This window comes from Candidatus Halocynthiibacter alkanivorans, from assembly GCF_003333265.1.
GTDB classification, from domain to species: Bacteria; Pseudomonadota; Alphaproteobacteria; order Rhodobacterales; family Rhodobacteraceae; genus Halocyntiibacter_A; species Halocyntiibacter_A alkanivorans.
Map to the genome: position 1 here is coordinate 1 of NZ_QOLB01000083.1, position 26,168 is coordinate 26,168.

General features: G+C 59.1%; 22 protein-coding genes and 1 tRNA gene. 12 read left to right on the forward strand and 11 right to left on the reverse strand.

What is annotated here, in order from left to right; translation table 11 throughout:
* Positions 1-1,522 (forward strand): PKD domain-containing protein (locus DWA01_RS23100; protein ID WP_200832543.1); only part of this gene is annotated, 1,522 nt, incomplete at its 5' end.
* A gap of 285 nt (positions 1,523-1,807) precedes the next feature.
* Here DWA01_RS23100 and DWA01_RS23845 read toward each other — a convergent pair.
* A complete protein-coding gene (locus DWA01_RS23845; RefSeq protein WP_419186992.1) occupies positions 1,808-1,951 on the reverse strand; it encodes a DUF7697 family protein in 144 nt (47 codons plus the stop codon).
* A gap of 712 nt (positions 1,952-2,663) precedes the next feature.
* Positions 2,664-3,575: a LysR family transcriptional regulator gene (locus DWA01_RS09765; protein WP_114285658.1), complete on the reverse strand. Its 912-nt coding sequence runs from the start codon at positions 3,573-3,575 to the stop codon at positions 2,664-2,666.
* 102 nt (positions 3,576-3,677) lie between these two features.
* On the opposite strand from DWA01_RS09765, the gene DWA01_RS09770 reads away from it, so the two are divergent.
* A complete protein-coding gene (locus tag DWA01_RS09770) occupies positions 3,678-4,118 on the forward strand; it encodes a carboxymuconolactone decarboxylase family protein (protein ID WP_114285659.1) in 441 nt (146 codons plus the stop codon).
* Between the two features lie 323 nt (positions 4,119-4,441).
* On the opposite strand, the gene DWA01_RS09775 is transcribed toward DWA01_RS09770, so the two are convergent.
* Both DWA01_RS09775 and DWA01_RS09780 read right to left on the reverse strand, forming a co-directional pair.
* Positions 4,442-5,686, reverse strand: coding sequence for a tyrosine-type recombinase/integrase (locus tag DWA01_RS09775; RefSeq protein ID WP_160116003.1), 1,245 nt, complete (start codon positions 5,684-5,686; stop codon positions 4,442-4,444).
* A 252-nt stretch (positions 5,687-5,938) separates the two neighbouring features.
* Positions 5,939-6,022 (reverse strand) — tRNA-Leu (locus tag DWA01_RS09780).
* A gap of 358 nt (positions 6,023-6,380) precedes the next feature.
* Here DWA01_RS09780 and DWA01_RS09785 point away from each other — a divergent pair.
* The 6 genes from DWA01_RS09785 (at position 6,381) to gluQRS (ending at position 13,863) form a co-directional block, all read left to right on the forward strand.
* Positions 6,381-6,959 carry a YqaA family protein gene (locus DWA01_RS09785; RefSeq protein WP_114285661.1) on the forward strand — a complete coding sequence of 193 codons (579 nt, stop codon included), beginning with the start codon at positions 6,381-6,383 and terminating at the stop codon, positions 6,957-6,959.
* Positions 6,956-7,450, forward strand: coding sequence for a disulfide bond formation protein B (locus tag DWA01_RS09790; protein ID WP_114285662.1), 495 nt, complete (start codon positions 6,956-6,958; stop codon positions 7,448-7,450). Before DWA01_RS09785 ends, DWA01_RS09790 begins: the two co-directional genes overlap by 4 nt.
* 184 nt (positions 7,451-7,634) lie before the next feature.
* Positions 7,635-10,445 carry a DNA gyrase subunit A gene (gene gyrA, locus DWA01_RS09795; RefSeq protein ID WP_114285663.1) on the forward strand — a complete coding sequence of 937 codons (2,811 nt, stop codon included), beginning with the start codon at positions 7,635-7,637 and terminating at the stop codon, positions 10,443-10,445.
* A gap of 100 nt (positions 10,446-10,545) precedes the next feature.
* A complete protein-coding gene (locus tag DWA01_RS09800; protein ID WP_114285664.1) occupies positions 10,546-10,956 on the forward strand; it encodes a VOC family protein in 411 nt (136 codons plus the stop codon).
* Between the two features lie 666 nt (positions 10,957-11,622).
* Positions 11,623-12,963: a methylenetetrahydrofolate--tRNA-(uracil(54)-C(5))-methyltransferase (FADH(2)-oxidizing) TrmFO gene (gene trmFO / locus DWA01_RS09805; protein ID WP_114285665.1), complete on the forward strand. Its 1,341-nt coding sequence runs from the start codon at positions 11,623-11,625 to the stop codon at positions 12,961-12,963.
* Positions 12,964-12,969: 6 nt separating this feature from the next.
* A complete protein-coding gene (gene gluQRS, locus DWA01_RS09810; protein ID WP_114285666.1) occupies positions 12,970-13,863 on the forward strand; it encodes a tRNA glutamyl-Q(34) synthetase GluQRS in 894 nt (297 codons plus the stop codon).
* Positions 13,864-14,317: 454 nt separating this feature from the next.
* Here gluQRS and hisI read toward each other — a convergent pair whose 3' ends face one another.
* Positions 14,318-14,680, reverse strand: coding sequence for a phosphoribosyl-AMP cyclohydrolase (gene hisI, locus DWA01_RS09815; RefSeq protein WP_114285667.1), 363 nt, complete (start codon positions 14,678-14,680; stop codon positions 14,318-14,320).
* Between the two features lie 139 nt (positions 14,681-14,819).
* On the opposite strand from hisI, the gene DWA01_RS09820 reads away from it, so the two are divergent.
* Positions 14,820-15,263 carry an iron-sulfur cluster assembly scaffold protein gene (locus DWA01_RS09820; protein ID WP_114285668.1) on the forward strand — a complete coding sequence of 148 codons (444 nt, stop codon included), beginning with the start codon at positions 14,820-14,822 and terminating at the stop codon, positions 15,261-15,263.
* 417 nt (positions 15,264-15,680) lie between these two features.
* Here DWA01_RS09820 and DWA01_RS23850 read toward each other — a convergent pair whose 3' ends face one another.
* The 5 genes from DWA01_RS23850 to sciP form a co-directional block, all read right to left on the reverse strand.
* The gene (locus tag DWA01_RS23850; RefSeq protein WP_268807725.1) at positions 15,681-15,803 is read right to left on the reverse strand and encodes a hypothetical protein; all 123 of its coding nucleotides are present in this window, start codon (positions 15,801-15,803) and stop codon (positions 15,681-15,683) included.
* 111 nt (positions 15,804-15,914) lie between these two features.
* Complete coding sequence (gene recG, locus DWA01_RS09825; RefSeq protein ID WP_114285669.1) at positions 15,915-18,005, reverse strand: ATP-dependent DNA helicase RecG; 2,091 nt, start codon at positions 18,003-18,005, stop codon at positions 15,915-15,917.
* The gene (ligA, locus tag DWA01_RS09830) at positions 18,002-20,182 is read right to left on the reverse strand and encodes an NAD-dependent DNA ligase LigA (RefSeq protein WP_114285670.1); all 2,181 of its coding nucleotides are present in this window, start codon (positions 20,180-20,182) and stop codon (positions 18,002-18,004) included. Before ligA ends, recG begins: the two co-directional genes overlap by 4 nt.
* Before the next feature lie 731 nt (positions 20,183-20,913).
* Positions 20,914-21,627 carry a response regulator transcription factor CtrA gene (ctrA, locus tag DWA01_RS09835; RefSeq protein ID WP_114285671.1) on the reverse strand — a complete coding sequence of 238 codons (714 nt, stop codon included), beginning with the start codon at positions 21,625-21,627 and terminating at the stop codon, positions 20,914-20,916.
* Between the two features lie 103 nt (positions 21,628-21,730).
* On the reverse strand, positions 21,731-22,003 hold the full coding sequence (gene sciP, locus DWA01_RS09840) for a CtrA inhibitor SciP (protein WP_114285672.1): 273 nt from the start codon (positions 22,001-22,003) through the stop codon (positions 21,731-21,733).
* A 127-nt stretch (positions 22,004-22,130) separates the two neighbouring features.
* On the opposite strand from sciP, the gene mnmA reads away from it, so the two are divergent.
* Both mnmA and DWA01_RS09850 read left to right on the forward strand, forming a co-directional pair.
* Positions 22,131-23,279, forward strand: coding sequence for a tRNA 2-thiouridine(34) synthase MnmA (gene mnmA, locus DWA01_RS09845; RefSeq protein WP_114285673.1), 1,149 nt, complete (start codon positions 22,131-22,133; stop codon positions 23,277-23,279).
* Positions 23,280-23,566: 287 nt separating this feature from the next.
* Positions 23,567-24,169 (forward strand): GNAT family N-acetyltransferase, encoded by a 603-nt coding sequence (locus DWA01_RS09850; protein ID WP_160116004.1) that lies wholly within the window; start codon positions 23,567-23,569, stop codon positions 24,167-24,169.
* A 36-nt stretch (positions 24,170-24,205) separates the two neighbouring features.
* Here DWA01_RS09850 and DWA01_RS09855 read toward each other — a convergent pair whose 3' ends face one another.
* Positions 24,206-24,901, reverse strand: a complete 696-nt coding sequence (locus DWA01_RS09855) for a metal-dependent hydrolase (RefSeq protein ID WP_114285675.1) — start codon at positions 24,899-24,901, stop codon at positions 24,206-24,208.
* A gap of 260 nt (positions 24,902-25,161) precedes the next feature.
* Here DWA01_RS09855 and DWA01_RS09860 point away from each other — a divergent pair, with 260 nt between their 5' ends.
* Positions 25,162-26,046 (forward strand): LysR family transcriptional regulator, encoded by an 885-nt coding sequence (locus tag DWA01_RS09860; protein ID WP_114285676.1) that lies wholly within the window; start codon positions 25,162-25,164, stop codon positions 26,044-26,046.
* The last annotated feature ends 122 nt before the right edge of the window (positions 26,047-26,168 follow it).

Here is a 26,168-nt window from a genome sequence, read left to right on the forward strand (position 1 = left end):
TGCCGCCGCAGTTCAGCCCACATTCACAGCCCCAACACTGGGCGCAAATGACAGCGCGGTGACGCTGGCTTTCTCGCTGGTGGTCGCAGACGACAACGGCAACAGCTCTGAAGCCGACACCGTCACCATCACGGTCCATCCGCCGGCGAACGCGGCGCCGACGGCGGATGCCGGCCCCGCCCAGATCAATGTGGCCTCGGCGGCAACCGTCACCCTGGATGGCAATGGCTCAACTGACCCTGACGCCGGCGACACACTCACCTACGCGTGGACGCAGACAGACAGCTCCGGCGTGGACATCACCCTCTCCAATGCCGCCGCAGTTCAGCCCACATTCACAGCCCCAACACTGGGCGCAAATGACGGCGTGGTGACGCTGACCTTCTCGCTGGTGGTCACAGACGACAAGGACAACAGCTCCGAAGTCGACACAGTCACCATCACTGTCAATCCGCCGGCTCCTACCCCAGACTCGGAATTTTCTAAAAATGAAGAGCAGATCAGAGAAATTATTGAGGGTGAAACGTTGCGTTCTTTGAATACCACCATAGGCGCAAACCAGCGGATGGTAAGAGAAGCTCGTACTCGTTTTATTGAAATCCGGCGGCAAATGGCAGAAGATGGAGCAGGTATTGTAAGCCGCAATGACATTCCGTTCGACGTGAATGGTACTGCAAGTCTGCAAGGTACCGCCTTCAGCACGCGAGGCAGCTTCTTTGAGCTGTCTGGAAGCTTCGACGGAACATCACGCAGATTATTTTTTGGAGACTTCGACATACAAATCGACGGAGACACCGGCTCTAGCACAGCCACCGTGTCCGGACGAATGGCGTGGGAGTACACGGCCAATAGTAGCTTGACTTTGGGCTCCTTCGTCGGCGGTGAATTGGCGCATTCCAATATCGCGGGTGATTTTGACGGCGATCAGGATCGCGTGGGCCTAACCTTTGGCAGCTATGCTGTCCATGAACTGCGCGAGAACCTCTATATCGACGGCTTCATGTCGTTCGGTGCTGGCCGCAATAATCTGGAAATGGCCAACGACGTCCTGGCGCTCGAAAGCGATTACGCTACCCGCACGGCCACCGCAGGTGCTGCGCTAACTGGTGTGTTCGATCAGGACGGATACGAGTTCTGGCCGGAGCTGGCCTTCACTTATGGCCGGACTTGGATTGGCGGTGTTGACTTCACTGGCCGTGCCTATGGCTTGGTGGACAACAATCTCAGCTTGGCTGCCGGCGATGTGTCCATTGCCAATGTTACGCTGCGCCCGGAGTTCCGTATCCCACTCGACGATGCGAGTGTCGCAGACAGCCGCTCCCTGTTCAGCTTTTCGCTCCGTCTTGTGTGCGAGCGGATTGATGCAACGACCACTACCGAACAATGTGGCGGTGGTGCAGAGTTTGGTTTCGTTGGAACGTCTGCGGATGGCTTTGGCCGTCTCGAAATGCGCATCTCTGCAGACCGAGTGGGCGACAGTACTCGCACAGACCTTCAACTCAACTTCGAGCGTCAGTTCTGATCAACCAACTCCACTCACGCGAACAGGAAGGGTGGCTCTCGGGTTGCCCTTCCTATTTAAAGCTGATCGCGCGCTATCGGAATTCACATTTATACAGGTCTGCGACGTAGTGGTACATGATACCGAGACGGCACTTGCGGAGGCTGAAGCCTGCCGCGTCCACCGTCTGGCGACAGCGGATGCAGTGATCTTCGCCACGGCGCAGGGGCACCGATCCTGACCTGTGATGCGCATTTCAAAGGACTTCCGGGCGTTACGTTATTCCCAAAGACGAAGTGACGCCTTTCAGCCACGCTTTCTGGCCACTGCATGATTGATCTCGCGCAACATCACGGCCTCGATGGGCGGCAGCAGTTCGGCGATAGCCAGAGGCGCGATACCAAGAGCGACTCCGAGCTGCAGCGCCGCGCCCATATCACAGCCCCTCACGCTAATGTGGGCGATCCGCAAGAAGGTCTGCTTTCGGATAAATGCACCTTTAAGTTCGCGACTGCAGCGGAGTTCAGCTTTCCGCCCTTATTGACGAAATGTGCCTAGTGCAGCATTCGGACCAATTCCCTCTGCCTTCCCGGTCACTAACAGCCCTTTGTTGACGTTCAGCCGACTATGCGATGCGGCGGATAGTTCCGTCAAAACCGGCCGTTTGTTCACCACGCAGCATTTTGATTTCCTAATTGGCGGCATTGCGGGACGTTACCGACCGGCACTCCTTCTCCTACCAGTACTTGCGGGCCCACTCCGGCTGCACGGCTGCAAACTTGCCGCAGCACTGCAGCTTTCGCGCTGCTGACATTGCTGTAAAACTCAGCACATTCTCAGGGTAAGTGAGGGTTGCGCGGACAACTTCTTTACTGATCGTCTCTTTAACGTTTCCTCAAAATTGAGGGCTTCCACCTGCATGCTTGGGAAGCCAAACCAAAGGTCAAGGCCGGTGTCAGAAAATGAAGTCATTCTTGACGATGTATATCGCCTGCCTGTGCAAAGACGCAGTTCAACGGTCGCCTGAGGTCTCATCCTGTATTTAGCGACAGGCCATCCACCGTAGTCCATTTGCGTTGAAGGAGAGCAATCACGCCAGATTAGCTGGAGCAACAAAGCAACTCAAATTAAGCCAAATTCTGACCCGAAAGTGAGGCGTATCTCAGACGTCGAAGCAAATGCGTTCAGCTAAATAGTCCAAAAAGCACCGCAATCGAATGTTTATTTGTTTGTCTGCATAAAATACTGCAAAAATTGGTACAGGGACGAGTTGTGTGTGTTTTTCAAGAATACAAACCAAGTTGCCCGAACGAACATCATGCTCAGCGGTAAAAGATGAAATACACACCAGCCCACATCCTTGTACGGCCAGCTGTTTCAGAGTTTCTCCGCTATCAGCAATGATTTCGGGCTGTATTTTGAGCCATTCACCGTTGTCGCAAACCACTGGCCAGGTATTTAGTTTTTCCGGTTTGGCGAACCCCAGGCATGCATGTCCAGCCAGGTCCCGCACCTCTGCTATTGTTTCACGGGATTTCAAGTAATCTGGAGAGGCGTATATTTTTCGGCAACTGTTGCCCAGCTTTCTTGCCTTCAGAGTCGAGTCAACTAAATCACCGATGCGAATAGCCACGTCCACGTTCCGGTCAATCAAATCGACAGTGGATTCGCTCGACGTCAGAACAATTTTAATGTGCTCATACTGTTTTTTGAAGCCTGCGATAACAGGGGCGATTGCGTGCAACATAAACGGGGTGGCGGCATCGACTCTTATTGTGCCACGGGGAAGTATCTGGGACTTGCTCAAGTGGCCTTCAACATGGGTGATCTTGTGAATAATTTCCAGAACCTGTTGATATAACCATTCACCATCCTGGGTTAGTTTGATTTTGCGCGTGGTGCGGTTGAAAAGTTTTACGTTGAGGTTTCCCTCCAACTTTTTGACACTGCGGCTTACCGCTGATGCCGCAATCCCCAGTTCTTCCGCCGCTTTAGAGAAATTGCCGTGCTTTACCACGGCAGCAAATATCTCCAGATCCTGTATCTCAGTTTTTACCACTTTGATTGATGCCAATATTGCATTTATGTTGTTCTACTATGGCTGTATATGCAAAAATTGAAACCCTTATAGTGAAGTGGAACCTTCAATTGCTTTCACAAAAATAAGGGGCTGAATATGCCGCGCGTCAATATCCAACAACAACAACCCGAAGCTTACCAAGCAATGTTTGGTCTGGAAAAGTATCTCGCCAGTTCAACAACAGACGCCGATTTGCAAGAATTGGTTCGCATTCGAGTTTCAATCGTCAACGGATGTCAGTTCTGCATTGGCATGCATAGCGAGGCGGCTCGAAAACTAGGCGTTGGTGATGCAAAAATTTCTGCGGTAACCGGCTGGCACCAAAGTGAATTATTTAGCGATAAAGAGCGAGCAGCTTTAAACATGGCTGATTTTGTAACGAATATCTCTTCTAATGGATTGCCTGAAAGCGCGTATCAAAAAGCTGCAGTCTTCTTTGATAAAAATGAGATGGCCCAATTGATTGTGCTCATTGCAACGATCAATGCCTGGAACCGCTGGGGTATTTCAATGGCAGAAGCGACAACAGCCTCATAGTCGGGATAAGAAAATATTTTCAAGCCCTTATCACTCTTTTGGGGCTTGAAGGTCTCTTCCCAATGCATCCAATTTGGAGTTCAATGACGAACAATAATACTGCTTATCGCTTGAGGTAATGTGCCAACGATGCTGGTCTATTGATTCGAAGTGCACGAAACGTCCATCGGCAGTATTTTTGTGCCCCACCTTGATGCGTTTCACGGTCTGGAAGATGTCTTGGGTAGGCGTCCGCATGCGTTCGCTTTACGCTTAGATGAAGCGGTTTGGGACGAACGCTCGTGAAGCGCGTGTAGAGGTGCAACATCTCCGAATTCATGTGGTCACACCGACCCGCTCGGGGCCAGGTCCGACGCGTCCAGGTCCTCGCCGGCTGCCAGAGCGTCCAGCCAGTCGGCATAGGCTTGCATCATAACCCGCCGGGGCTTGAGGTACTTCGCCGCGTTGTATGCCCCCCGTACCGCGTTCCGGTGGACATGCGCAAGCTGCGTCTCAATCCAGTCCCAGTTCCAACCCGCCTCGTTGAGGCTGGTCGACGCCGTGGTCCGAAAGCCGTGCGGGACATGGGTGTCGCGCGCGATGCCGATGTTCAGGAGCGCAACGTTCATGCCGTTCTCCGAGAGAGGACGTTCATTAGAACGAAGCTGAGCGAAAATGAAGCGGGAGTCGTCTGTGTGGGGACGGAGCCGCTCCAGCACTTTCAGCGCCTGGTTCGACAGCGGGACTATATGGTCATGCCTGCCGCCTTTCATCCGACTCGCCGGGATGCGCCATTGACGACGCTCAAAATCGACATGGTCCCACTCCCCTTTTCGGGTCTCTCCGGGGCGCAGGAAACAATACGCTTGGATCAAGAGTGCGGCCCGGACCTGGGCGTGTCCGCCATATCCGTCTATGGACCGCATAAGACCCCCGATCTGCGCGGCTTCCACGATGCCCGGCCGGTGCTTCACTTTTGGCGTTATGAGCGCATCGCGAAGGTCCGCTGCTACGTTCCGCTCTGCGCGTTGGGTCCCGATGGCGTAGCGGAGAACCATCCCCGCATACGACCTGATCCGTCTCGCGCTTTCATAGTGCTCTTTCGCTTCCTCTTCGCGCAAGACGGCGAGCAAGTCAGCGGCGATGATCGTATCCACCTGTTTCCGGCCAATAGCCGGCCACGTCTTCCGAAGGTAGTGTGTGATCTTTTTCACGGTGATCGCCTGGGCGCCTTCAATCTTGCGTTTGTGCAGATACTCTTCACAGACCTCGCGCCAGGTGGCGCCGGGCTCGGGCCCGAGCAGTTCTGCCTCAGTCCGCACTGGTTTTCCGCTGGCCTTCCGGAACGGGTCTACGCCCTTCGCCAGTTTCAGTTTCGCGCTGTCGCGCATCTCGCGGGCTTTCTTGAGCTTGGTTTCCGGAAAATGCCCCAGGGTGGCTTTGCGCTGCTTCCCTTTGTACCGGTAGGACATTTTCCAGACCTTGTTGCCCGAGGGCATGACCTCGATTGATAGTCCGTGGCTGTCCGCGAGCATATAGCGTTTGGTTTTAGGTTCGAGGCCGCGTAAAATTACTTCAGTAAATGACATCATAATCTCCTCAAATAATATACTCCGATTAGATTGCGGTGTTTCTCCGGTGTTTCTCCGGCAAATTGTTTCTCCGATACAGACTTAACACAGAACCGCCGTATGGGGAAACATTGGTAAACAATTCGCGGCGCGCCGTTGCGCCCAATAACGTGACATCGCCAATTTCGAAACGTGATTTTGATGTTTTTGCACGAAAAATCGCTGCGGAATCGAAGCCCGCAACCATAGTATTCAACTTTTAAGAGATTCTGGTACCGCTGGCCGGACTCGAACCGGCACGCCGTGAAGCAAGAGATTTTGAATCTCTCGTGTCTACCATTCCACCACAGCGGCATTGTCGCCAGACCACCTGTGCCGCACCTTATGCGACCGGACCCGGAACAACTTACCGGCTAGATATACGTCTCCTGCGGCACGTGCAAGTGCCTGGCGCCTCAAGCCAGAACTAATTTTGCACCCGGGTGCAGGCATACCCGGCCAGGTGAGAAAAGCCATGTTCTGCCGACATGTTTATGCCTGTTTGCAGAGCAGCAACGGGGGCCGCAACAGCGCCGCCGCCCGTCGCGTCCCGCTGCCAGGCCAGAAAATGCGCCTGTGCCCTGCCCTGCATATTGCCCGGTCCTTACAGATCACTTGACCGCGCCCTGCGCGCGTGGCCTATGGGGTGAAGGCAATTCACAGGGCAGACCGGATGATCCGTAAACTATACGACTGGACGTTTTCGCTGGCACAAAGCCGCCACGCGCTCTGGGCGCTGGCCTTTGTCGCGTTTGTCGAAAGCTCGGTATTTCCGATCCCGCCGGACATCCTGATGATCCCAATGATCATCGCGCGGCCAAACAAAGCCTTTCTGATCGCCGCTGTCGCCACGCTTGCTTCGGTGCTGGGCGGCTTGCTGGGCTATTACATCGGCTATGGCCTGTTTGAATCCGTGGGCCGGCCGGTGCTGGAGTTTTATGGCAAGGACGCCTATTTCGAAGACTTTGCCGCCAAATACAACGCTTGGGGCGCCTGGGCGGTGCTGATCGCCGGGGTGACACCGTTCCCCTATAAGGTCATCACCATCCTGTCAGGGTCTACTGGCCTGTCGCTGCCGGTGTTCGTGCTGGCCTCCGTCGTGGCCCGCGCCGCGCGTTTCTTTCTTGTCGCCGTATTGCTGTGGAAATTCGGCACGCCGATCCGGGACTTTATCGAGCGCCGGCTTGGTTTTCTCTTTACCCTGCTGATGGTGATGCTCGTCGGCGCTTTTGCTCTGGTGAAACTGATATGACTCTGACCGCCCTGCTGAACAATCAACGCAACCTGATCCTGCTGGCCGCAGGTGGCTCCTTTGTCTTGCTGGCCGGGGCTTTTGTCTTTCAGGCGCTGGGCTACGCCCCCTGCAAACTCTGCCTCTGGCAACGCTGGCCCCATGCCGGCGCAATTGTGCTGGGGGGGATCGCGCTGCTCTGGCCGCTGCGTATTCTGATGTATTCCGGCGCGGCGCTGGCGCTGATCACCGGCGGGCTGGGCCTCTATCACACTGGTATTGAGCGCGGCTTCTGGCCCGGGCCCAGCTCCTGCACCGGGTCCGGTCCCGGGCTTGGATCGCTGTCCGGCAATGACCTGCTGTCCTTTGACCGCGCGCCGGCAATTGTGATGTGTGACCAGGTCGCCTGGCAGCTGCTCGGCCTCTCGATGGCCAGTTATAATGCGCTGGGGGCCTTTCTTTTCGCCCTGCTCTGGCTGCTGGCAGCACGCCGCGGTCCGGTGCCGGCCTGAGCGCGACACCTGCGCCCGTTTCAGGCGTGAAATCCCCGGCAAAACGCGGCTGAAATGCCGCTTTTTATGTCGCAGGCCAGCCTGGGGACACAAAGCCGGATACCAGCCATTGCGCCCCATATCCTGCATCTGTTAGGGTCAGCGCAACAAGATACAGACGGCACAGACAGCATCGGCGACACACGTGAACGATACACCACAGACCCCTGACTCTCCGGACGAAAACACCCCTGAGCGTGCCGTGCATGATGGCCCACAGGTCTCCATCGTCTCCGAGATGAAAACCTCTTATCTCGACTATGCGATGTCGGTGATTGTCAGCCGGGCGATCCCGGACCTGCGGGACGGGCTGAAACCGGTGCACCGGCGTATCCTTTATGCGATGCATGAAAGCGGCAATACCCACGATAAATCCTATCGTAAATCGGCGCGTTCAGTCGGCGACACTATGGGTAAATACCACCCGCACGGCGATTCCGCGATCTATGACGCGCTGGTGCGCATGGCACAGCCGTTTTCGATGTCGCTGCCGCTGCTCGACGGCCAGGGCAACTTTGGCTCCATGGACGGCGATAATGCGGCTGCTATGCGCTATACCGAAGTGCGCATGGACAAACCCGCCGCCTCGCTGCTGGCCGATATCGAAAAAGACACTGTCGATTTCCAGGACAACTACGACGGCAAGGACCGCGAACCGACGGTGCTGCCGGCGCGCTATCCCAACATGCTGGTCAATGGCGCCGGCGGTATTGCGGTCGGCATGGCCACCAATATCCCGCCCCACAACCTGGGCGAAGTGATCGACGCCACGCTGGCGATGATCGACAATCCGGACATGTCCATCGAAGAGCTGATGGAAATCATCCCGGCACCTGATTTCCCCACCGGGGGTATTATTCTGGGCCGTGCCGGCGCGCGCAAAGCTTATCTTGAGGGCCGTGGTTCGGTCATCGTGCGTTCCAAAACCCGCGTCGAAGAGATCCGCAAAGACCGCTACGCCATCGTCATCGATGAAATCCCCTACCAGGTGAACAAAGCCAGCATGATCGAAAAGATCGCTGAACTGGTGCGCGACAAACGCGTCGAAGGCATCTCTCACGTACAGGATGAATCTGACCGCAACGGTGTGCGGGTGGTGATCGAGCTGAAACGCGACGCGACACCCGAAGTGGTGCTGAACCAGCTGTTCCGCTTCTCGCCGATGCAGACTTATTTCGGTTGTAACATGCTGGCGCTGAACGGCGGCCGGCCGCAGCAGCTGACTCTGAGTGATTTTCTCAGCAACTTCATCATCTTCCGCGAGGAAATTGTCGCACGTCGTACCGCGTTTGAACTGCGCAAAGCGCGTGAACGCAGCCATATCCTTTGTGGCCTGGCGGTCGCCGTCAGCAACGTGGATGAAATCGTTGCCACCATCCGCGCATCTGCGGATCCGGCCGAAGCGCGCGCTAAACTGATGACCCGTCGTTGGCCTGCCCAGGACATTGAAGAATATATCCGCCTGATTGATGACCCGACCCATAAAATGAATGACGACGGCACCTATTACCTGTCGGAAATTCAGGCCCGGGCGATTCTGGAGCTGCGGTTGCAGCGCCTGACCGCCATGGGTGTGAAAGAGGTCACCGACGAGCTGCAGGAACTGGCCGCAAAAATCCGCGACTACCTGGATATTCTCGGCTCCCGTGCCCGCATCATGGCGATTATCACCAATGAGCTGACTGAAATTCGCGCCGCTTTTGCAGTGCCACGCCGCACCCAGATTGTTGACTGGTCCGGTGACATGGATGACGAAGACCTGATTGAACAGGAAGACATGGTCGTCACCGTCACCTCTGGTGGTTACATCAAACGCACCCCGCTTGCTGATTTCCGCGCCCAACGGCGCGGCGGCAAAGGTGTCGGCGGCATGCAGACCAAAGAAGAAGACGTGGTCACCAACCTGTTTGTGGCCAATACCCACACCCAGCTGTTGTTCTTTACCACCGACGGCATGGTCTACAAACTCAAGACCTGGCGCCTGCCTCAGGGCGGTCGTACCGCCAAGGGCAAAGCCATTGTTAACATTCTGCCGATCCCGCCCGGGGTGTCTGTCGCCGCCATCATGCCGGTGGATGCACCGGACAAAGACTGGGGCGATCTGCAGATTGTCTTTGCGACGTCCGCTGGAACTGTGCGCCGTAACCGCTTGTCAGACTTCACCAATGTGATGCGCAACGGCAAAATCGCAATGAAGTTTGAGGATGATCACGCTGGCACCCGTCTGATCAACGCCCGCATCTGTACCCCTGAGGACGATGTGATGCTGGTCACCGCATCGGGCCGCGCCATTCGTTTCCCGTCCACTGAGGTGCGCGTCTTTAACAGCCGCAGTTCGGTCGGGGTGCGTGGCATCAGACTGACCGGCAAAGACGAGGTGGTTTCCATGTCGGTGATCCGTCACTTTGAAGCCGATTCAGATGAGCGCATCGCCTATCTCAAAATGCGCCGCCAGCTGGCCGGTGCCGATGAAAGCGACAATGGCGACGAAGACGAAGCGGCAACCGGCAATATCAGCCCGGAGCGCTTTGAAGAAATGCAGGCCGCCGAAGACCTGATCCTGACCATTTCCGCATCCGGCACCGGCAAACTCAGCTCCAGCCACGGCTATCCTGTGCGCGGTCGTGGTGGCATGGGTGTTGCGGCGATGGACAAAGCCATGCGCGGCGGTGCGCTGGTCGCCTCCTTCCCGGTGGCGCTGGAAGACCAGATCATGCTGGCCACGTCCAAAGGCCAGTCGATCCGCTGCCCGGTCAAAGGCATCTCCTTCCGGTCGCGTTCTGCCGGCGGCGTTAAGGTCTTTGACACTGGCAAAAACGAAGTCGTTGTCTCCGTTGCCTGGATTGCCGAGCAAGGTGAGGATGACGAAATCATCGCCGATGCGGTGGTCGTCACCGAGACTGCTGCGGAAACAGCCCCCGACACGGGCGGCCCGGCTGAACCGGCTGACAGCTGAACATCCCGGCCCGCTGCAGTCTATCTGCGGCGGGCTGATTTTCATCTGAACGCCAACAGGTCCGGTGGGCAGGTATACTGATTTCATCAGGTGAACTTCGATGCACAACGCTTTGTCTTTAATCACCTTTATGACGGATGAGTATGATCCCACTATTGAGTGGTTCCAACATGCACTGCGCTTTCATCTGCTGGAAGATACCGACAAAGGCGGCGGAAAACGCTGGGTGCGCATGGCGCCGCATCCGGACGCAAGCCACGCAATATTGATCGGCCGCGCCACCACGGACACACAACGTGCCGCCATCGGCAATCAACACGGCGGCCGCGTCGGATTTTTCCTGGAAACCGATGATTTTGACGCCATGCACAAACATATGCTGGCCAGTGGTGTGACCTTCCGCGAGAAGCCCCGCTTTGAACCCTATGGTATTGTTGCCGTTTTTGAAGACCTGCACGGCGCGCCCTGGGATCTTTTGCAATATAGCAACGCGGCTGGCGGCACAGGCTGAAAACCCCGCCGATACCATACAGGCGCAATGAACGCCGCAATTCGGGCCCGACGGGCATCAGCTCAGTGCCTCGCGCGCACCTCAGCACCGCCAAGGCGCCGTCTCAGAAATTCACTGCCATGGCAGACCCGACGGGAAGGTCATCCGGCGCCCGCCTGGCAGCGCCCGCCTGGCAGCGTCCGCCTGGCAGCGTCCGCGACCAGCAGGCCGGCAGTATTCACACCCGATCAGGCGCAACCTGCCAAGCGCTCAACACAATATCATCTTCGCCTGCAGGCCCAGGTTTTCTACTATTTTAGATTAAGTTTACGTGTTAACCAATTGGATACTTAACATATTCCTAACCGCTAAAATTTGCGTCATAACGTGCAGATCAGCCCGGCCAGTGTGGTCAGGACGGGGTCTCCGGCGCCGCTCTGTCTCCACCGGTAACGGGCCTGGGTGCGCCACAGGGCAGCAAAACTTGCCTGCATCAAACCGGACATACTCCCGCCCAATGCCCCACTGGAGGCAGCCCGGCAGGATCCGGCCAGCCCGCGACATCGGGCGCAGAACAGACAGAAGTTTTGTTGTGGCGCACCCCCTCTTGCCCGGGGCACGCAGGCGCCCGCCACTCCCATCGCAGAACCCTTTGCATTTACCGCCGCGCAGGGCTACATCCCCCTCATGACACAAACGCTCAATATCATTGGTGGTGGCATGGCCGGGGCTGAAGCAGCCTGGCAAGCCGCCGAACTTGGCATCCAGGTGGTGCTGCACGAAATGCGCCCCCAGGTGGAAACCTTTGCGCACCAGACCGGCAATCTGGCCGAAATGGTCTGCTCCAACTCCTTCCGCTCAGACGATGATGAGCAGAACGCTGTGGGGCTGTTGCACTGGGAAATGCGCCAGGCCGGTGGTCTGATCATGGAAATGGCTGGGGTACACAAGCTTCCCGCTGGTGGCGCGCTGGCGGTGGACCGCGACGCTTTTGCCCAGGGCGTGACAGACCGCCTGCTGGCCCACCCCAATGTCACCGTGCAATACGGTGAAATCACTGAACTTCCCACTGAGGGCCACTGGATCATCGCCACCGGCCCGCTGACATCTGCCGGGCTGGGCGAAGCGATCCGCAAGGAAACCGGCGCCGATGCGCTGGCGTTTTTTGATGCCATCGCCCCGATCGTCTATGCCGAAAGCATCGATATGGATGTGGCCTGGATGCAGTCGCGTTACGACAAGGGCGCGACCGAAGAAGAGCAAAAAGCCTATCTCAACTGCCCTATGACCAAAGACCAGTATGAGGCCTTTATCGACGCGCTGCTGGCAGCGGAAAAAACCGAGTTCCACGAGAATGAAACGGCCGGTTATTTCGACGGCTGCCTGCCGATTGAAGTGATGGCGGAGCGCGGCCGCGAAACGCTTCGTTTTGGCCCGATGAAACCGGTGGGTCTGACCAATGCGCACGAGCCCGAGAACAAAGCCTACGCCGTGGTGCAACTGCGCCGCGACAACCAACTGGGCACGCTCTACAACATCGTTGGTTTTCAGACCAAGATGAAATACGGCGCCCAGACCGAAGTGCTGAAAATGATCCCCGGGCTGCAAAACGCCTCTTTCGCGCGGCTCGGCGGCATCCACCGCAACACATTCCTGAATTCGCCCACCCTGCTGGACAATCAGATGCGGCTGAAATCACAGCCCCATATCCGTTTTGCCGGTCAGATCACCGGTGTTGAAGGTTATGTGGAAAGCGCCGCCATGGGTCTGCTCGCCGGCCGTCTCGCCGCAGCTGAAATCCTTGGCACACCGCTTAACACCGTCCCGGCCAATACCGCGATGGGCGCGCTGGTGCACCACATCACCGGCGGCGCCGAGGCCAAAACCTTCCAACCGATGAATGTCAATTTCGGCCTGTTTCACCCGGTTGACGGGCTGAAATCGGGACGGCGCGGCCGCAAGGACCGCTACAAAGCCTATACTGACCGTGCCAAAGAAGAATGGACCAGCTGGCTGGCGCAGGGCTGAGACCTGATGCGCAGCCGTTTCGCCCCATCCCCGACCGGGCCACTGCACCTGGGCCATGCCTTCTCAGCGCTGTTGGCCCATGACATGGCGCGGGCGGCGGGCGGCGCGTTTCTGCTGCGCATTGAAGACATCGATCAAAGCCGCGCCCGCCCAGCCTGGGAGGCGCAGATTTATGACGACCTGCACTGGCTCGGCCTCAGCTGGGACGGGGATGTGCCGCGCCAGTCAGATCAGATGGCGCGCTACCAGGCAGCGCTGGACCGGCTTTGGGCGCAGGGCCTGCTCTACCCCTGCAACTGCTCCCGCAAGGACATCGCCGCCGCCAGCAGCGCGCCGCAGGAAGGCACATATCCGCAAAACGTCCCCCTGCACGGCCCCGACGGGCTGATCTATCCCGGCACTTGCCGCCCGGGTGGCCATAGCGACCGCGATCCCCAGCGCAACAGTCAGACAATACCTCCCACAGACACCACCCTGCGCCTGAATATGAAACGTGCGGCAGAGCTCGCCGGCACGCGCATCTTCATCGAATCCGGCCAGGGGCCGTCTGGTGAGACCGGCACCATCACCACCACAGCGCAACACTACTGCGACAGCGTCGGGGACATCGTGCTGGCGCGGCGTGACATGGGCACCAGCTACCACCTTGCTGTGGTTCTGGATGACGCTGCCCAGGACATCAGCCACGTGGTGCGCGGCCAGGACCTGTTTGACGCCACCCGTATCCATGTGCTGCTGCAACAGCTGCTCGGCTTGCCCGTGCCTCTGTATCACCACCACCGGCTGATCCGGGACGAGACTGGCAAGCGGCTGGCCAAACGCGATGATGCCCGCGCCATTGCCAAATACCGCAGCGAGGGCGCCAGCCCGGCCGATATCCGCCAGATGGTCGGACTCTGAGCCACAATCGCGCCACCGGGTCCAACCAGCCCATGCGCCGCGTGACCGTCCGCCGAAACTGCTGCTGCGGAGCCGCCCGTCGCAGGCCCCGAAAGACAGGCAAAGCACAGCGCTCAAGGCAAATTGCGGAGGCTCCGCGCGGCACGCCGTGTGGACACCGTCATTTAACTTGACCGCGCCGCGCCGCCTGTCGGGGCTGGCGGGTGACGGGCGGCTGCGTTGCTGCTGTGGTGAGCCCTGAGCAGTTTTTTGCTGTTCTCTTTAAAACCTGTTGTTGTTTTACGACGTCAACGCAGTCGCTACATCAGATCGTTACGTCCCCTGGCCGTGAGGCACCGCGAAAAAAAAGAGCATGGCCGCCAGGCCATTCCATGAGCTCACCGCTGCATGCGCCGCAGACATCTGGCTGCCGGCACCGCCCTGTCAGGTCATGACAGCCGTTCAGCCCGCCAGATCACCCCGGTTCCGGCGCCATCAACTCAACCTCATCCCCCGCCTGCACCGCGGTGTAAAAACAGCTGCGCCGCAGGGTGTGGCAGGCGGGACCATGCTGGCGCACCTGCACCAGTACACAGTCACGGTCACAGTCAAAACGCAGCTCCACCAGTTCCTGCACATGGCCCGAGCTCTCGCCCTTGACCCAGAAGGACTGGCGCGAGCGCGACCAATAGGTCACCCGGCCACTCGCCAGGGTGCGCTCCACCGCCTCCGCATTCATCCAGGCCAGCATCAGCACCTCGCCGCTGTCTGCGTCCTGGGCGATCGCCGGCAACAGACCCCGGTCGTCAAACTTCAGAGATGTGACATCAAAACCCATGGGGAACTCCTTTTCATATCTGTATTCCTGCCCTATCTATGACAGCAGCGGCCCTGCCAGCAAGCCCTGCCGGTGCGCCCTGCCAAACCTTCCCGCCAGCACGGACTGGCCCCACTGCCGACCACACCAGGATCCCGCCATGAGCAACGCCGACCTTATTTCTCTTTATTCCAGCCGCATCCTGGCTCTGGCCGCTGATATCCCGCTGACGGAGCGTCTCACCGCGCCCCAGGCCAGCGTCAAACGCCGCGCCCCGCTCTGTGGCTCGACCGTGACTGTCGATATCGATGTGACCGGTGGTAAAATCAGCGGCTTTGGCCAGGACGTCAAAGCCTGCGCGTTAGGCCAGGCCGCCGCCTCTGTGGTTGGCAGTGCCATTCTCGGCAGCACCGCGGATCAGGTCCGCAGCGCCCGGGATCAACTGAAATCGATGCTCAAAGACGGTGGCCCGGCGCCCGATGCGCCGTTTGACGGGCTGGACGTGCTGGTACCAGCACGCGAGTATAAGAACCGCCACGCCTCTATCCTGCTGGCGCTTGAGGCCTCTGTAGAAGCGCTGGAACTGCTGGAACAGCCCGCCTGAGCGCCGTGCCAGGGTTCAAATTATACGCGGTGACTGCCGCGGTTGCACTGACCTGTTCCAGCCGGAGGCACGCCACCTCTTTCTCTGATAGCCCGCAGCAACAGGCCGCGCACCGCTGTCTGGTCACCGCCGGGCTGACACTGCTGAGAATTAACTTATGGCCGCACAATAGTGCCATGGATTTACGGAACGGTGCTCTTCGCCTCAGGCGGAACTCATCCCGCCAAATCAACAAAAAATCAAAAACAAAAAAAAGCCGCCGCACATCCGTAAGGATGGCGGCGGAAGTGGCGGTCCTGTTGACGACGGGGCGGCAGAAATGGTTTCCCCCCCGTGGGACAGGTCATGCGAACAGTGATCATTGGGTAAATCAGTGCGCGTTACAGGCCGCAGGCAGAAGCCGGTACCGGTGTGGGACTACACCAGAGCCGGGATAAGCAAGGCAGCAACCAACATGACAGCCAGCGCCGCAGCGCCCGCCAGGTCCAGTACCAGGGTTGCCTGGGACCGGTGCAACACGGTTTTGATATCTCGGATCATCTTAGCTGCCTTTCAGTTGGTTAATGTCTTGTTGCCCCTTTGTTCCACTTTGCACCCCCACCTGTAAAGAACTTTATGAGAACATTTGTGAACAAAATGCGCACCAAGGTGCTAACCCACTGAAATTAAACGAATTGCCTTATCCTGCTCCATCAGCCACAGCAACTGCCGCGCCGCCTTGCCGCGCGCACTTGTTAACGCCGGATCATCATGCAGCAATTTGCGGGCATCCGACTGCGCCACGGCCATCAGTGCGGTTTGGCGTTCCAGATCGGCGACACGAAACCGCGGCAGCCCGGACTGGGCGGTGCCAATGACATCGCCGGCGCCGCGCATGCGCAGATCCTCTTCCGAGATCCGGAACCCGTCCTCAGTTTCGCGCAGAATTTCAAGCCTGCGGCGGCCGTTTTCAGTCAGGTCGGGGGAAAACATCAACAGACAGGTTGAAGCCGCCGCGCCGCGCCCGACCCGCCCGCGTAACTGGTGCAATTGCGCCAGGCCAAATTTTTCGGCCTGTTCAATCACCATGATCGAGGCATTGGCCACATCGACCCCAACTTCAATCACCGTGGTCGCCACCAGCACTGATGTCTCGCCGGCAACAAAACGCGCCATCGCCGCGTCTTTGTCTTTGGGCGGCATCTGCCCGTGCACGAGGCCAACAACCCCTTCTCCCAAAGCGGCGCGCAGATGTTTGAACCGCTCACTCGCCGCGGTCATGTCCACAGTTTCGCTTTCTTCCACCAGTGGGCAGACCCAATAGGCCTGGCGCCCCTCAGCAACCGCCGTGCGCAGATGTGCCACCACCTCTTCCATGCGTCCGGCCGACACCAGTGCGGTTTTCACCGGCGTGCGCCCCGGCGGCTTTTCATCCAGCACCGAAATATCCATATCGCCATATTGCGCCAGCGACAGCGAGCGCGGGATCGGCGTCGCTGTCATCACCAGCACATCCACCGCCACGCCCTTGGCACCAAGCTCCATCCGCTGCGCCACGCCAAAGCGGTGTTGCTCATCAATCACCGACAGGCGCAGATTGTGGAACTCCACATCCTTCTGAAACACCGCGTGGGTGCCAACCAGGATCTGGATATCGCCCCGCTTAAGCGCCTCAAGCTTGGCCGCCCGTTCGCGCCCCTTGTCGCGCCCGGTGAGAATTTCCAGCACCACCCCGGCGCTTTCCGCCAAGGGCCGCAGCCCGGCCAGATGCTGTTGAGCCAGGATGCCGGTGGGCGCCATCATCACGCCCTGACCGCCGGCCTCCACCGCCACCAGCAGCGCCATCAGTGCCACCAGCGTCTTGCCGGAGCCAACATCGCCCTGCAGCAACCGGTTCATCCGCACCGGATTCCCCATATCCGCGGCAATCTCATCAATGGAACGCATCTGGGCGCCAGTTGGTCGGAAACTTAACTCTGACAACACCTTAGAGCGCAAAGCTCCATCACCACCTGAAATGATACCCTTGCTTTTCCGCTGTGCAGCGCGGGCCAGCGCCAGGGTGATTTGATGCGAAAACAACTCGTCATAGGCCAGCCGCTGACGCGCCGGCGCCTCCGGTGCAATCTCGCCGGCACTGACCGGCGCATGCGCCGCCTTCAGTGCCTCGGCCATCGTGGGCCAGGATTCTTTCGCCCGCTGCCCGGGGTCAATCCATTCCTCCAGATCGGGCAACCGGCTCATCGCGCCCTGCACCGCCTTGGCCACCACTTTCTGGGTGATACCAGAGGTCAGCGGATAGACCGGCTCAAACCCTTCAAGATCACCGGCTTCTTCCGGGGTCAGGATGTGATCGGGATGGGCGATCTGCGCCACCCCGTCAAAGATCTCGACTTTGCCCGAGACCACCCGCTGCGCCCCAAGTGGCAGCTGTTTTTCATACCACTCGTCGGATCCGCGGAAAAATACCAGCTGAAACGTGGTCTGCGCGTCTTCCACATACACCCGATACGGCAGACCGCGGCGCGACGGGCGCTGATGGCGCGCCACGGTCACCGCAATGGTGCCAATATCGCCTGGCACCACCTCAAGAACGGATGTTTTCTGGCGCCGGTCAACCACCGAATGGGGCAGCGTGAACAACAGGTCACGCGGCTTTTCCACCGCCATCTGGGTGAAATTCTTCGCGGTTTTCGGCCCGACACCCGGCAGGGTCTCGAGTCCGGCCAACAGCGGGAAACGTTGCGTCGGTCTCTGGCTCATAGCCCCTCAATCAAGGCCAGCCAGCCGTCCTCGTCAAGCGTTTCCACCCCCAGATCGGCGGCCTTTTTCGCCTTGGAGCCCGCGCCCGGCCCCGCCACCAGAATATCGGTCTTGCGTGACACCGATCCGGCGACTTTTGCGCCCAGACTTTCCGCCCGCGCTTTGGCTTCGGCCCGGGTCATTTTCTCCAGCGTGCCGGTGAACACCACCACCTTTCCGGCCACCGGGCTGCCCTCGGTGTCGCGCTGCTCGGCGTCCTGCACCTGCAATTGCGCGATAAGCCGGTCGATCATCGCCCGCTCGCCGTCTTGTTGGAACGCCATGATCACCGAGGTCGCCATCACCGCGCCCACCCCGTCAATCGACATCAGATCCTCCCAGGCCGCGCCCTCATTGAGGCTGGCCGTGCTCATCGCCGCTTCAAACGCCGTCCAGGACACATAGTGACTGGCCAGAAGTGCTGAGGAATTGTCACCCACATGGCGGATACCCAGCGCGAAAATCACCCGGTGCAGCGGGATGCTGCGTTTTTCATCAATAGCGTTAAACAAGCTGGCAGCGGATTTTTCACCCCAGCCATCGCGCGTCTTCAGCCGTCCTGAGATCAGCGCACCATCGCCAGCCGCACGGTTTTTCAACTGCTCCAACAGCGCCAGGTCCCGCGCGCGCAGGTTAAAGATATCGGCCGGCTCGCGCACCGGCAGGATGTCGTCCTTATAAAACGCTTCCACCTGTTTGGCGCCAAGCCCATCGATGTCAAATGCCCCGCGCGAGACAAAATGCTTCAGCCTTTCCACCACTTGTGCCGGGCAGATCATGCCGCCGGTGCAACGGCGCACCGAATCCCCCTCTTCACGCAGGGTGGCGGACTGACACTGCGGACAGCCCTGTGGAAAGACAAAGGGCACCGCCTCTGCCGGGCGTTTGGACAGATCCACATCGGCGATTTTCGGGATCACATCGCCGGCGCGATAGACCTGCACCCAGTCGCCGACGCGGATGTCTTTGCCACCGCGGATCTCGTCGCCCTTGCCATCGCGCCCGGCAATATAGTCTTCATTGTGCAGCGTCGCGTTGGACACCACCACACCGCCCACCGTCACCGGATCCAGCCGCGCCACCGGCGACAAAGCCCCGGTGCGCCCGACCTGAATGTCGATCGCGTTCAGCCGGGTCCAGGCCAGTTCTGCAGGGAATTTATGCGCAATCGCCCAACGCGGCGTAGTGGAACGAAACCCCAGCCGGTGCTGAAGCTCAAGGTTATCAACCTTATAAACCACCCCGTCGATGTCATAGCCCAGGCTGGCGCGCTGCACCTCAATGTTGCGGTAATGGCTGATCAGCTCGTCGCGCCCCTGACACAGTTTTGTCAGCGGGTTCACGGCAAAACCAAACCCGGTGAGCCGGTTCATCGCCCCCATCTGGGTGTCCGCCAATGGCGTCGACAACTCTCCCCAGGCATAAGCAAAGAACTTAAGTGGCCGCGCCCTTGTGATCTCCGCATCGAGCTGGCGCAGCGAGCCCGCCGCCGCGTTGCGCGGATTGGCGAATTCCTTGCCGCCGCGCGCCGCCTGACGGGTGTTCAACGCCGCAAAATCCGCGTGGCTCATATAGACCTCGCCGCGGACCTCAAGCACTTCAGGTGCCCCACTGATCTGCTGTGGAATATCGGCAATAGTGCGCGCATTGGCGGTGACGTTTTCCCCCACCTCGCCGTCACCCCGGGTCGCCGCCTGCACCAGCACGCCGTTTTCATAGCGCAAGGACAGCGACAGCCCGTCAATCTTGGGCTCAGCCGTAAAAAGGATTTTGCCTGGCGCGCCGAGGAACTTGCGCACCTGGGCTTCAAACCCGGCGACATCCTCGTCTTCAAAGGCATTGGACAGCGACAGCATACGCACCGCATGGCTGACCTTTGAAAAACCGTCTTTTGCCGGCGCGCCGACTTGATCACTGGCGCTGTCGGCCAGCTTCAGATCCGGAAACCGCGCTTCAATCGCCGCGTTGCGCCGTTTGGCCGCGTCATAGTCAGCGTCACTGATCTCAGGAGTATCCTCGCGGTGATAAGCGATGTTGGCCGCACCCAGCAGAAGCGCCAGCCGTGCCAGTTCACCGCGCGCCTGATCCTCGCTCAGATTGTCAGGGGTCACAATTTGCACATGTGGGGTGTCAGACATGAAAGGCCTCATCCATTGGTCCCTGGGGGGAAGAAAAACCATCTTTCCTGTCTCCGGGCAATTGGTCAAACCCCTACAGGATCGCCCCGGCCCATAAAAGCCAATTTCCCAACCGGGTGCAGCGCTTTCCACCACAGCCCCGCCCCGCCCGCAGCCCAAACTGCAGGCGCCGGTCCAGGCGCCATCCTGGTCCCCCGCCTGCCGGCAGGCAACCAGGCACGCCACCAGTCGCGTTCCGCCCTGAACCGCCGCAGAGCTGCTTGCCAGACCAGGCGCGTGACCGGCGTATCGCCAACCTGGGCTCCGGTCAGCCACAAGCTGTGAAATCAGCCACCAGGTCCGCAAACTCGTCAGTCCGCAATGCCCGCCGTAGCAGGCTGCCCCCCTGCTGCGGTGATGAGCTGCGGATGCAGCGCGTTTAAGTGTCGGTGGGCGTTCAGCGGCGCTCCGCATTGAACAGGCCTTGCCCGCCAGCACACGGGGTGACAGGCCCGCCTGCCATCGCACGCCCCGCCCTGGTGGTGAAATGAACACGCTGGGAGACCGCAGCGGGCCTGGGCGTAACACTTCACGGCCGGAGACGAAAAAAACCTCCCCCGGCTGGCCCCAAAACAGGGCAGCGCAAGGAAGGTCCAGATATCGTGCAAAATGGAAGCGGAGCAATCTCCGCGAAGGTTCACACAGCACCAGGGGGCAAGCCGCAGTGCTGCTACCTTTCTTATCGGTTCAGATCAGGCGCCAACGGCGATTTTCTGATCATCCTCTACGGGTTCCGGATCACGCAAAACGTAGCCCCGGCCCCAGACTGTTTCGATGTAATTGTCGCCATCTGTCGCGTTGGACAGTTTTTTGCGCAGTTTACAAATGAACACGTCGATGATTTTCAGCTCGGGTTCATCCATGCCGCCATAGAGATGGTTGAGGAACATTTCCTTGGTCAGCGTGGTGCCCTTGCGCAGGCTCAGGAGTTCCAGCATCTGGTACTCTTTGCCGGTCAGATGCACTGACTTGCCAGCGACAGAAACGGTTTTGGCATCCAGGTTTACCCCGATGCGGCCGGTCTGGATAATCGACTGGCTGTGACCTTTGGAGCGGCGGATGATCGCGTGGATACGCGCCACCAGTTCTTCGCGGTGGAACGGTTTGGTCAGATAGTCATCGGCGCCAAAACCAAACCCTTTGATTTTGCTGTCGGTGTCGTCGTCACCGGACAGAATCAGGATCGGTGTGTCGACCCGGGCCAGGCGCAGCTGACGCAGCACCTCATGCCCGTTCATGTCCGGCAGACCCAGATCCAGCAGGATCAGGTCGTAATCATAAAGCTTGGCAAGATCGATGCCCTCTTCGCCCAGATCCGTTGTGTAAACGTTCAGATTGGCATGGGTCAGCATCAGCTCGATGCTTTTCGCCGTGGTGGGATCGTCCTCGACCAGCAAAATGCGCATTATTATTCTCCACTGCTTCCATCATCATTCGTTTACCACTTTCCACAGAAATGGTTAACGACACGTTATCAGCAGTGCAAGAATAGTAAACGCTGGCAAATAATTAACGGAATTTTTGTGCCAGTGTTGCTTTCAGCGCGGAAATGCCATGTTTTTCCGCCGCTTTTTGCCAGCCATCGTACTCTTCGTCTGACAACCCATAGGTCTCCAGCGCCTCAGCCAGGGGAATCAACCCGTACACCACGCCTTTCACCACCGCCGCTTTGCGTGACGCCACCCAGCGCCGCGTTTCAGCCGGAGGCAGGTCTGCCCGGGTCATAATACTGCCATCCGGCAGCGTGACCGCACGCGGCCCGTCCACTTTTTTCAAATACATAGTCTCACCCTCAGTCGTATTGGTACTAAATTTGAGGCAAGATACTTAATCAGAAATGAAACCAGCCCTTGAGAGTAGTTAGACTTTTCCTATATTCCGTCAGACTTCTTCTACGAAAGGCGCCAAAATGGCTTTGGACGGCAAAACACACCCGCTGAATTCGCTTGGTTTTCCCAAGTCTCCCGCCGAAACGCGGGTCGTCGTGGCCATGTCCGGTGGTGTCGACAGCTCGGTGGTGGCGGCGCAACTGGCCGAACAAGGCTATGATGTTATTGGCGTCACCCTGCAGCTCTATGACCATGGGGCGGCACTGGCCAAAAAGGGCGCCTGCTGTGCTGGTCGTGACATTCATGACGCGCGCCGGGTGGCTGAAGAGATGGGTTTCCCCCACTATGTTCTTGATTATGAAAACATTTTCCAGGACGCCGTGATCGATGAATTTGCCGACAGCTATCTGGCCGGCGCCACGCCTGTGCCCTGCATTCGCTGCAATGAGCGGGTGAAATTCAAGGATCTGCTGCAAACCGCCAAAGATCTTGACGCCGATTGCATGGCCACCGGTCATTATATTCAGCGCAAAATGGGCGCCAACGGGCCGGAACTTCATTCCGCTACGGATGCGAATCGCGATCAGAGCTATTTCTTGTTCTCGACCAAGCCGGATCAGCTGGAATATCTGCGATTCCCTCTGGGTCATCTGGCCAGCAAAGCGGAAACCCGCGCATTGGCGGCAAAATATGGACTCTCGGTCGCTGATAAACCCGACAGCCAGGATATTTGTTTCGTGCCGAACGGCAATTACGCCTCGGTGATTGAAAAACTGCGGCCCGGTGCGGCGGAGCCCGGCGATATTGTCGACACCGAAGGCAAGGTGCTGGCCCAGCACAATGGGGTGTTGCATTACACCATCGGCCAGCGGCGTGGCCTTGGCATCGGTGGTCTTGCCGACCCGCTGTATGTCGTGCGTCTGGATGTGGACAAACGCCAGGTCATCGTCGGTCCCAAGTCATTGCTGGCCACCCGCACCATTGCGGTACGCGAAATCAACTGGCTGGGCGATGAGCCCTTCAACAGTCGCGAAGAATGGCATGTCGGCGTGCGGGTGCGCTCGACCCGGCCACCACGTGATGCCGTCATCCGGCCGATCTCAGCCACCGAAGCCGAGATTGAACTGGTGGTCGCCGAAGAAGGTGTCAGCCCCGGCCAGGCCTGCGTGTTCTATGACAATGACAGCAGCCGCATCTTTGGCGGTGGCTGGATCTGGCGCGGCAAATAAGTGGGTCTTACTGCGCGCCCCGGTGTCTCCGCACCGTGGCCGCATCGCCTGCGCTCTGCATCAGCGCTCTGCGCCGCATCGTTCGATCACTGTGTTCAGCCCCCGCGCCGCGGTTGACAGAGACCCCAAGGCCGTCCAGGTTCAGGCTATGACAACCCATTCAAGATCCAATTTCTATTATTACCCCCGTTCCTCATAGGCGCGGCAGCTGACTATTGAACAGCAACATGCCGCCTCAGGGCGGTATTTTTATCTGCGCTCTGCGGCGAAACCACAGGAGCCAGGACATGAGCACAGCCCAAGCAACCACCCCTGCCGGTGCGATCGGAATGCGCCCGGATATCGCGGTGGATACAGTCACAAGAAACGCCCGTACGGCAGACCTGCCACAGTTGCTGGACATGGTCTGCCTGCTGGCACGCCATCACCACGACACGCCGGAACTGACGCTGGAACAGTTGCGCGCGCTAATCTTTGGTCCCGACAAATGGATCTCCGTCATTGTCGCGGAACAGATCCCGGGTACCGGCCCCGGCACAGCCACAGCCTCCAACGCGGGCACACCCCCCGTCTCAGGCGCGTGCGTCGACACAGGCACAGGCACCTCGCTCGCTGGCTATGCCGCACTCTGCCCCCGGATCCAGCTGCAACTGGGCCTGCGTGGCATTGATCTGCACCACCTGTTTGTCCGCGACGGGATGCGGGGTCAGGGGGTGGGCAGCCATCTGGTCAAGGCCGCTGAAAAAATGGCCCGGGCGCGCGGCTGCAGCTACATGACCGTCAGCACGCATCCGGAGAATATTACCGCGCAGCACATCTATCTGGCACAGGGCTTCACCCGCCTGCCCGGCGCCGGCAACCGTTTTCAACGCAGCCTGGATCTCGACTAGACACCGCTCCGGCGGGCGACACGGGACCGACCTGGCTCAGATCTCAATCGCCTGCAGCACCTCGGGTTCGATCACATTCACCCCCGGCAAAGCCGCCACCAACACTGCGGCGCTCTGCTCCAGCAATGGGAATGTGCGGTAATGACAGGGGATCACGGTGGCGAAGTCGAAAAACCGTTTTGCCGCATAAGCGGCGCGTTTCATGTCCATAGTGAAATGGCCGCCGGCGCACAGGATGCCGATATCGGGCGCGTGCAGGTCGGCAAATATCTGCATATCCGCCATCACATCGGTGTCGCCGCTAAAATAAATCACATGGCCCGCGCCTTTGATCATGAACCCGGCCTCTGAGCCGGCACAGACAGGTGCGCCATCCGGCCCCGGCAGGGAATTGGAATGCACCGCGTTCACCATGGTCACCGACACATCGCCAAGTGCCACAGTGCCGCCTTTGTTAAAGCCGATGGCCAAAACACCCTCACTGGCCTCCCACCAGCTCATCAGATCATAGATGCCCACCAAAGGCACATCCAGCTCGCGGGCAAGCACCAGCGCATCACCGGAATGATCGCCATGGGCGTGGCTCACCAGAATATGAGTGGCACCGGCAATGGCCTCTGCGCGCTGTGTTTCGGGAAACATCGGATTGCCGCTGAGCCAGGGATCCACCAGCAACACCTGATTGCCGATCTCAATGCGAAAGCCGGAATGGCCAAGCCAGATGATTTTCATCACGTCCTCCCATATTGATGTATTCAGCCTAAAACAGCCATCCGCCGCTGTCACCCGTCGCCGTCACCTGTGCTCGCCGCGACCACAGGCCCCGGGACCCGGCCCACGCCACAGGTTCTCGCCCAATCACGCCCCCTGTCAGCCATTTAACAGGGCGCTGGAGGTATTTTGCGCGTGGTTCATTTTTAGCTTGTTTACTCCCGATCAGGGCGCAACATGGTCCAGATACAAACCACAGCAAAAACTTGGACCCAAACAAGATGATGGACTGGACCCAGATCCCCTATTTCCTCGCGGTTGCCCGCAGCGGCAGCCTGCGCGGTGCCGCCGAACAGCTCAATGCCACCCATGCCACCGTGCGCCGCCACCTGGAAGCGTTGGAAACGAGCTACAGCGTGCAACTGTTCCGCCGTTCACGCAAAGGGCTTGAGCTGACCCCCGCCGGCGAAGCGCTGCTGCCAGACTTGCTGGCGGCGGAAAAACTGCTGACCCGAGGGCGCAATGGCGTGCAGGGGCTGGACCGTGAAGCCTCAGGCCTGATCCGCATCTCGCTGGACCCGATGACCGGGCATCACCTGCTGGCGCCGGTGCTGGCGCGGTTCGCCGCGCTCTATCCGGAGATCGAACTTGAAATCCGCCTGACCTTTGACATCGAAAGCATAACCGGGCTGGAAACCGACATCTCCATCCGCCATGCGGCTGAAATTACGGAAGACGTGGTGGCGCGCAAACTGTTCGCCCTGCCGATCGGCATCCTGGCCAGCCGCGACTATGTGCAGCGTCACGCGGAAAAAGCCGGCAAACAGGGCGAGGGGCTGAACTGGATCGGCTATGGCCCGGTGCCGGAACTGCAGCGCTGGGTGGACGCCTCGCCCTTTGCCAAAGCCCGTGTGCGCCACACCGTGGCCGACCCGGAAATGCACCTGCACCTGGTGCGCCAGGGCGGCGGCATGTCCTTCCTGCCACTCTGGGCACTGACCCATTTCCCCGAATTACAGCAAATGCCCGGCAGCAGTGCCGATCTCAGCCGCTCCACCTGGGTGTTGTTGCATGCTGACCTGCGCCGGGTGAAACGGGTGCGGCTGCTGGTCGACTACCTCACCCAGGCGCTGCTGCAGGACCGCGATATTATCCGCGGGATCTGATCGCCCGGGGGGCAAAAGGCTTCGCTGCCGCACCAGGGTCTGCGCTTTTAAGGGTCGCGGCTGGCTATCGGCTGGCAGGGGCGCAGCCCGGACCTGTGGACCGGTCTGCGCCCCCCACCGCC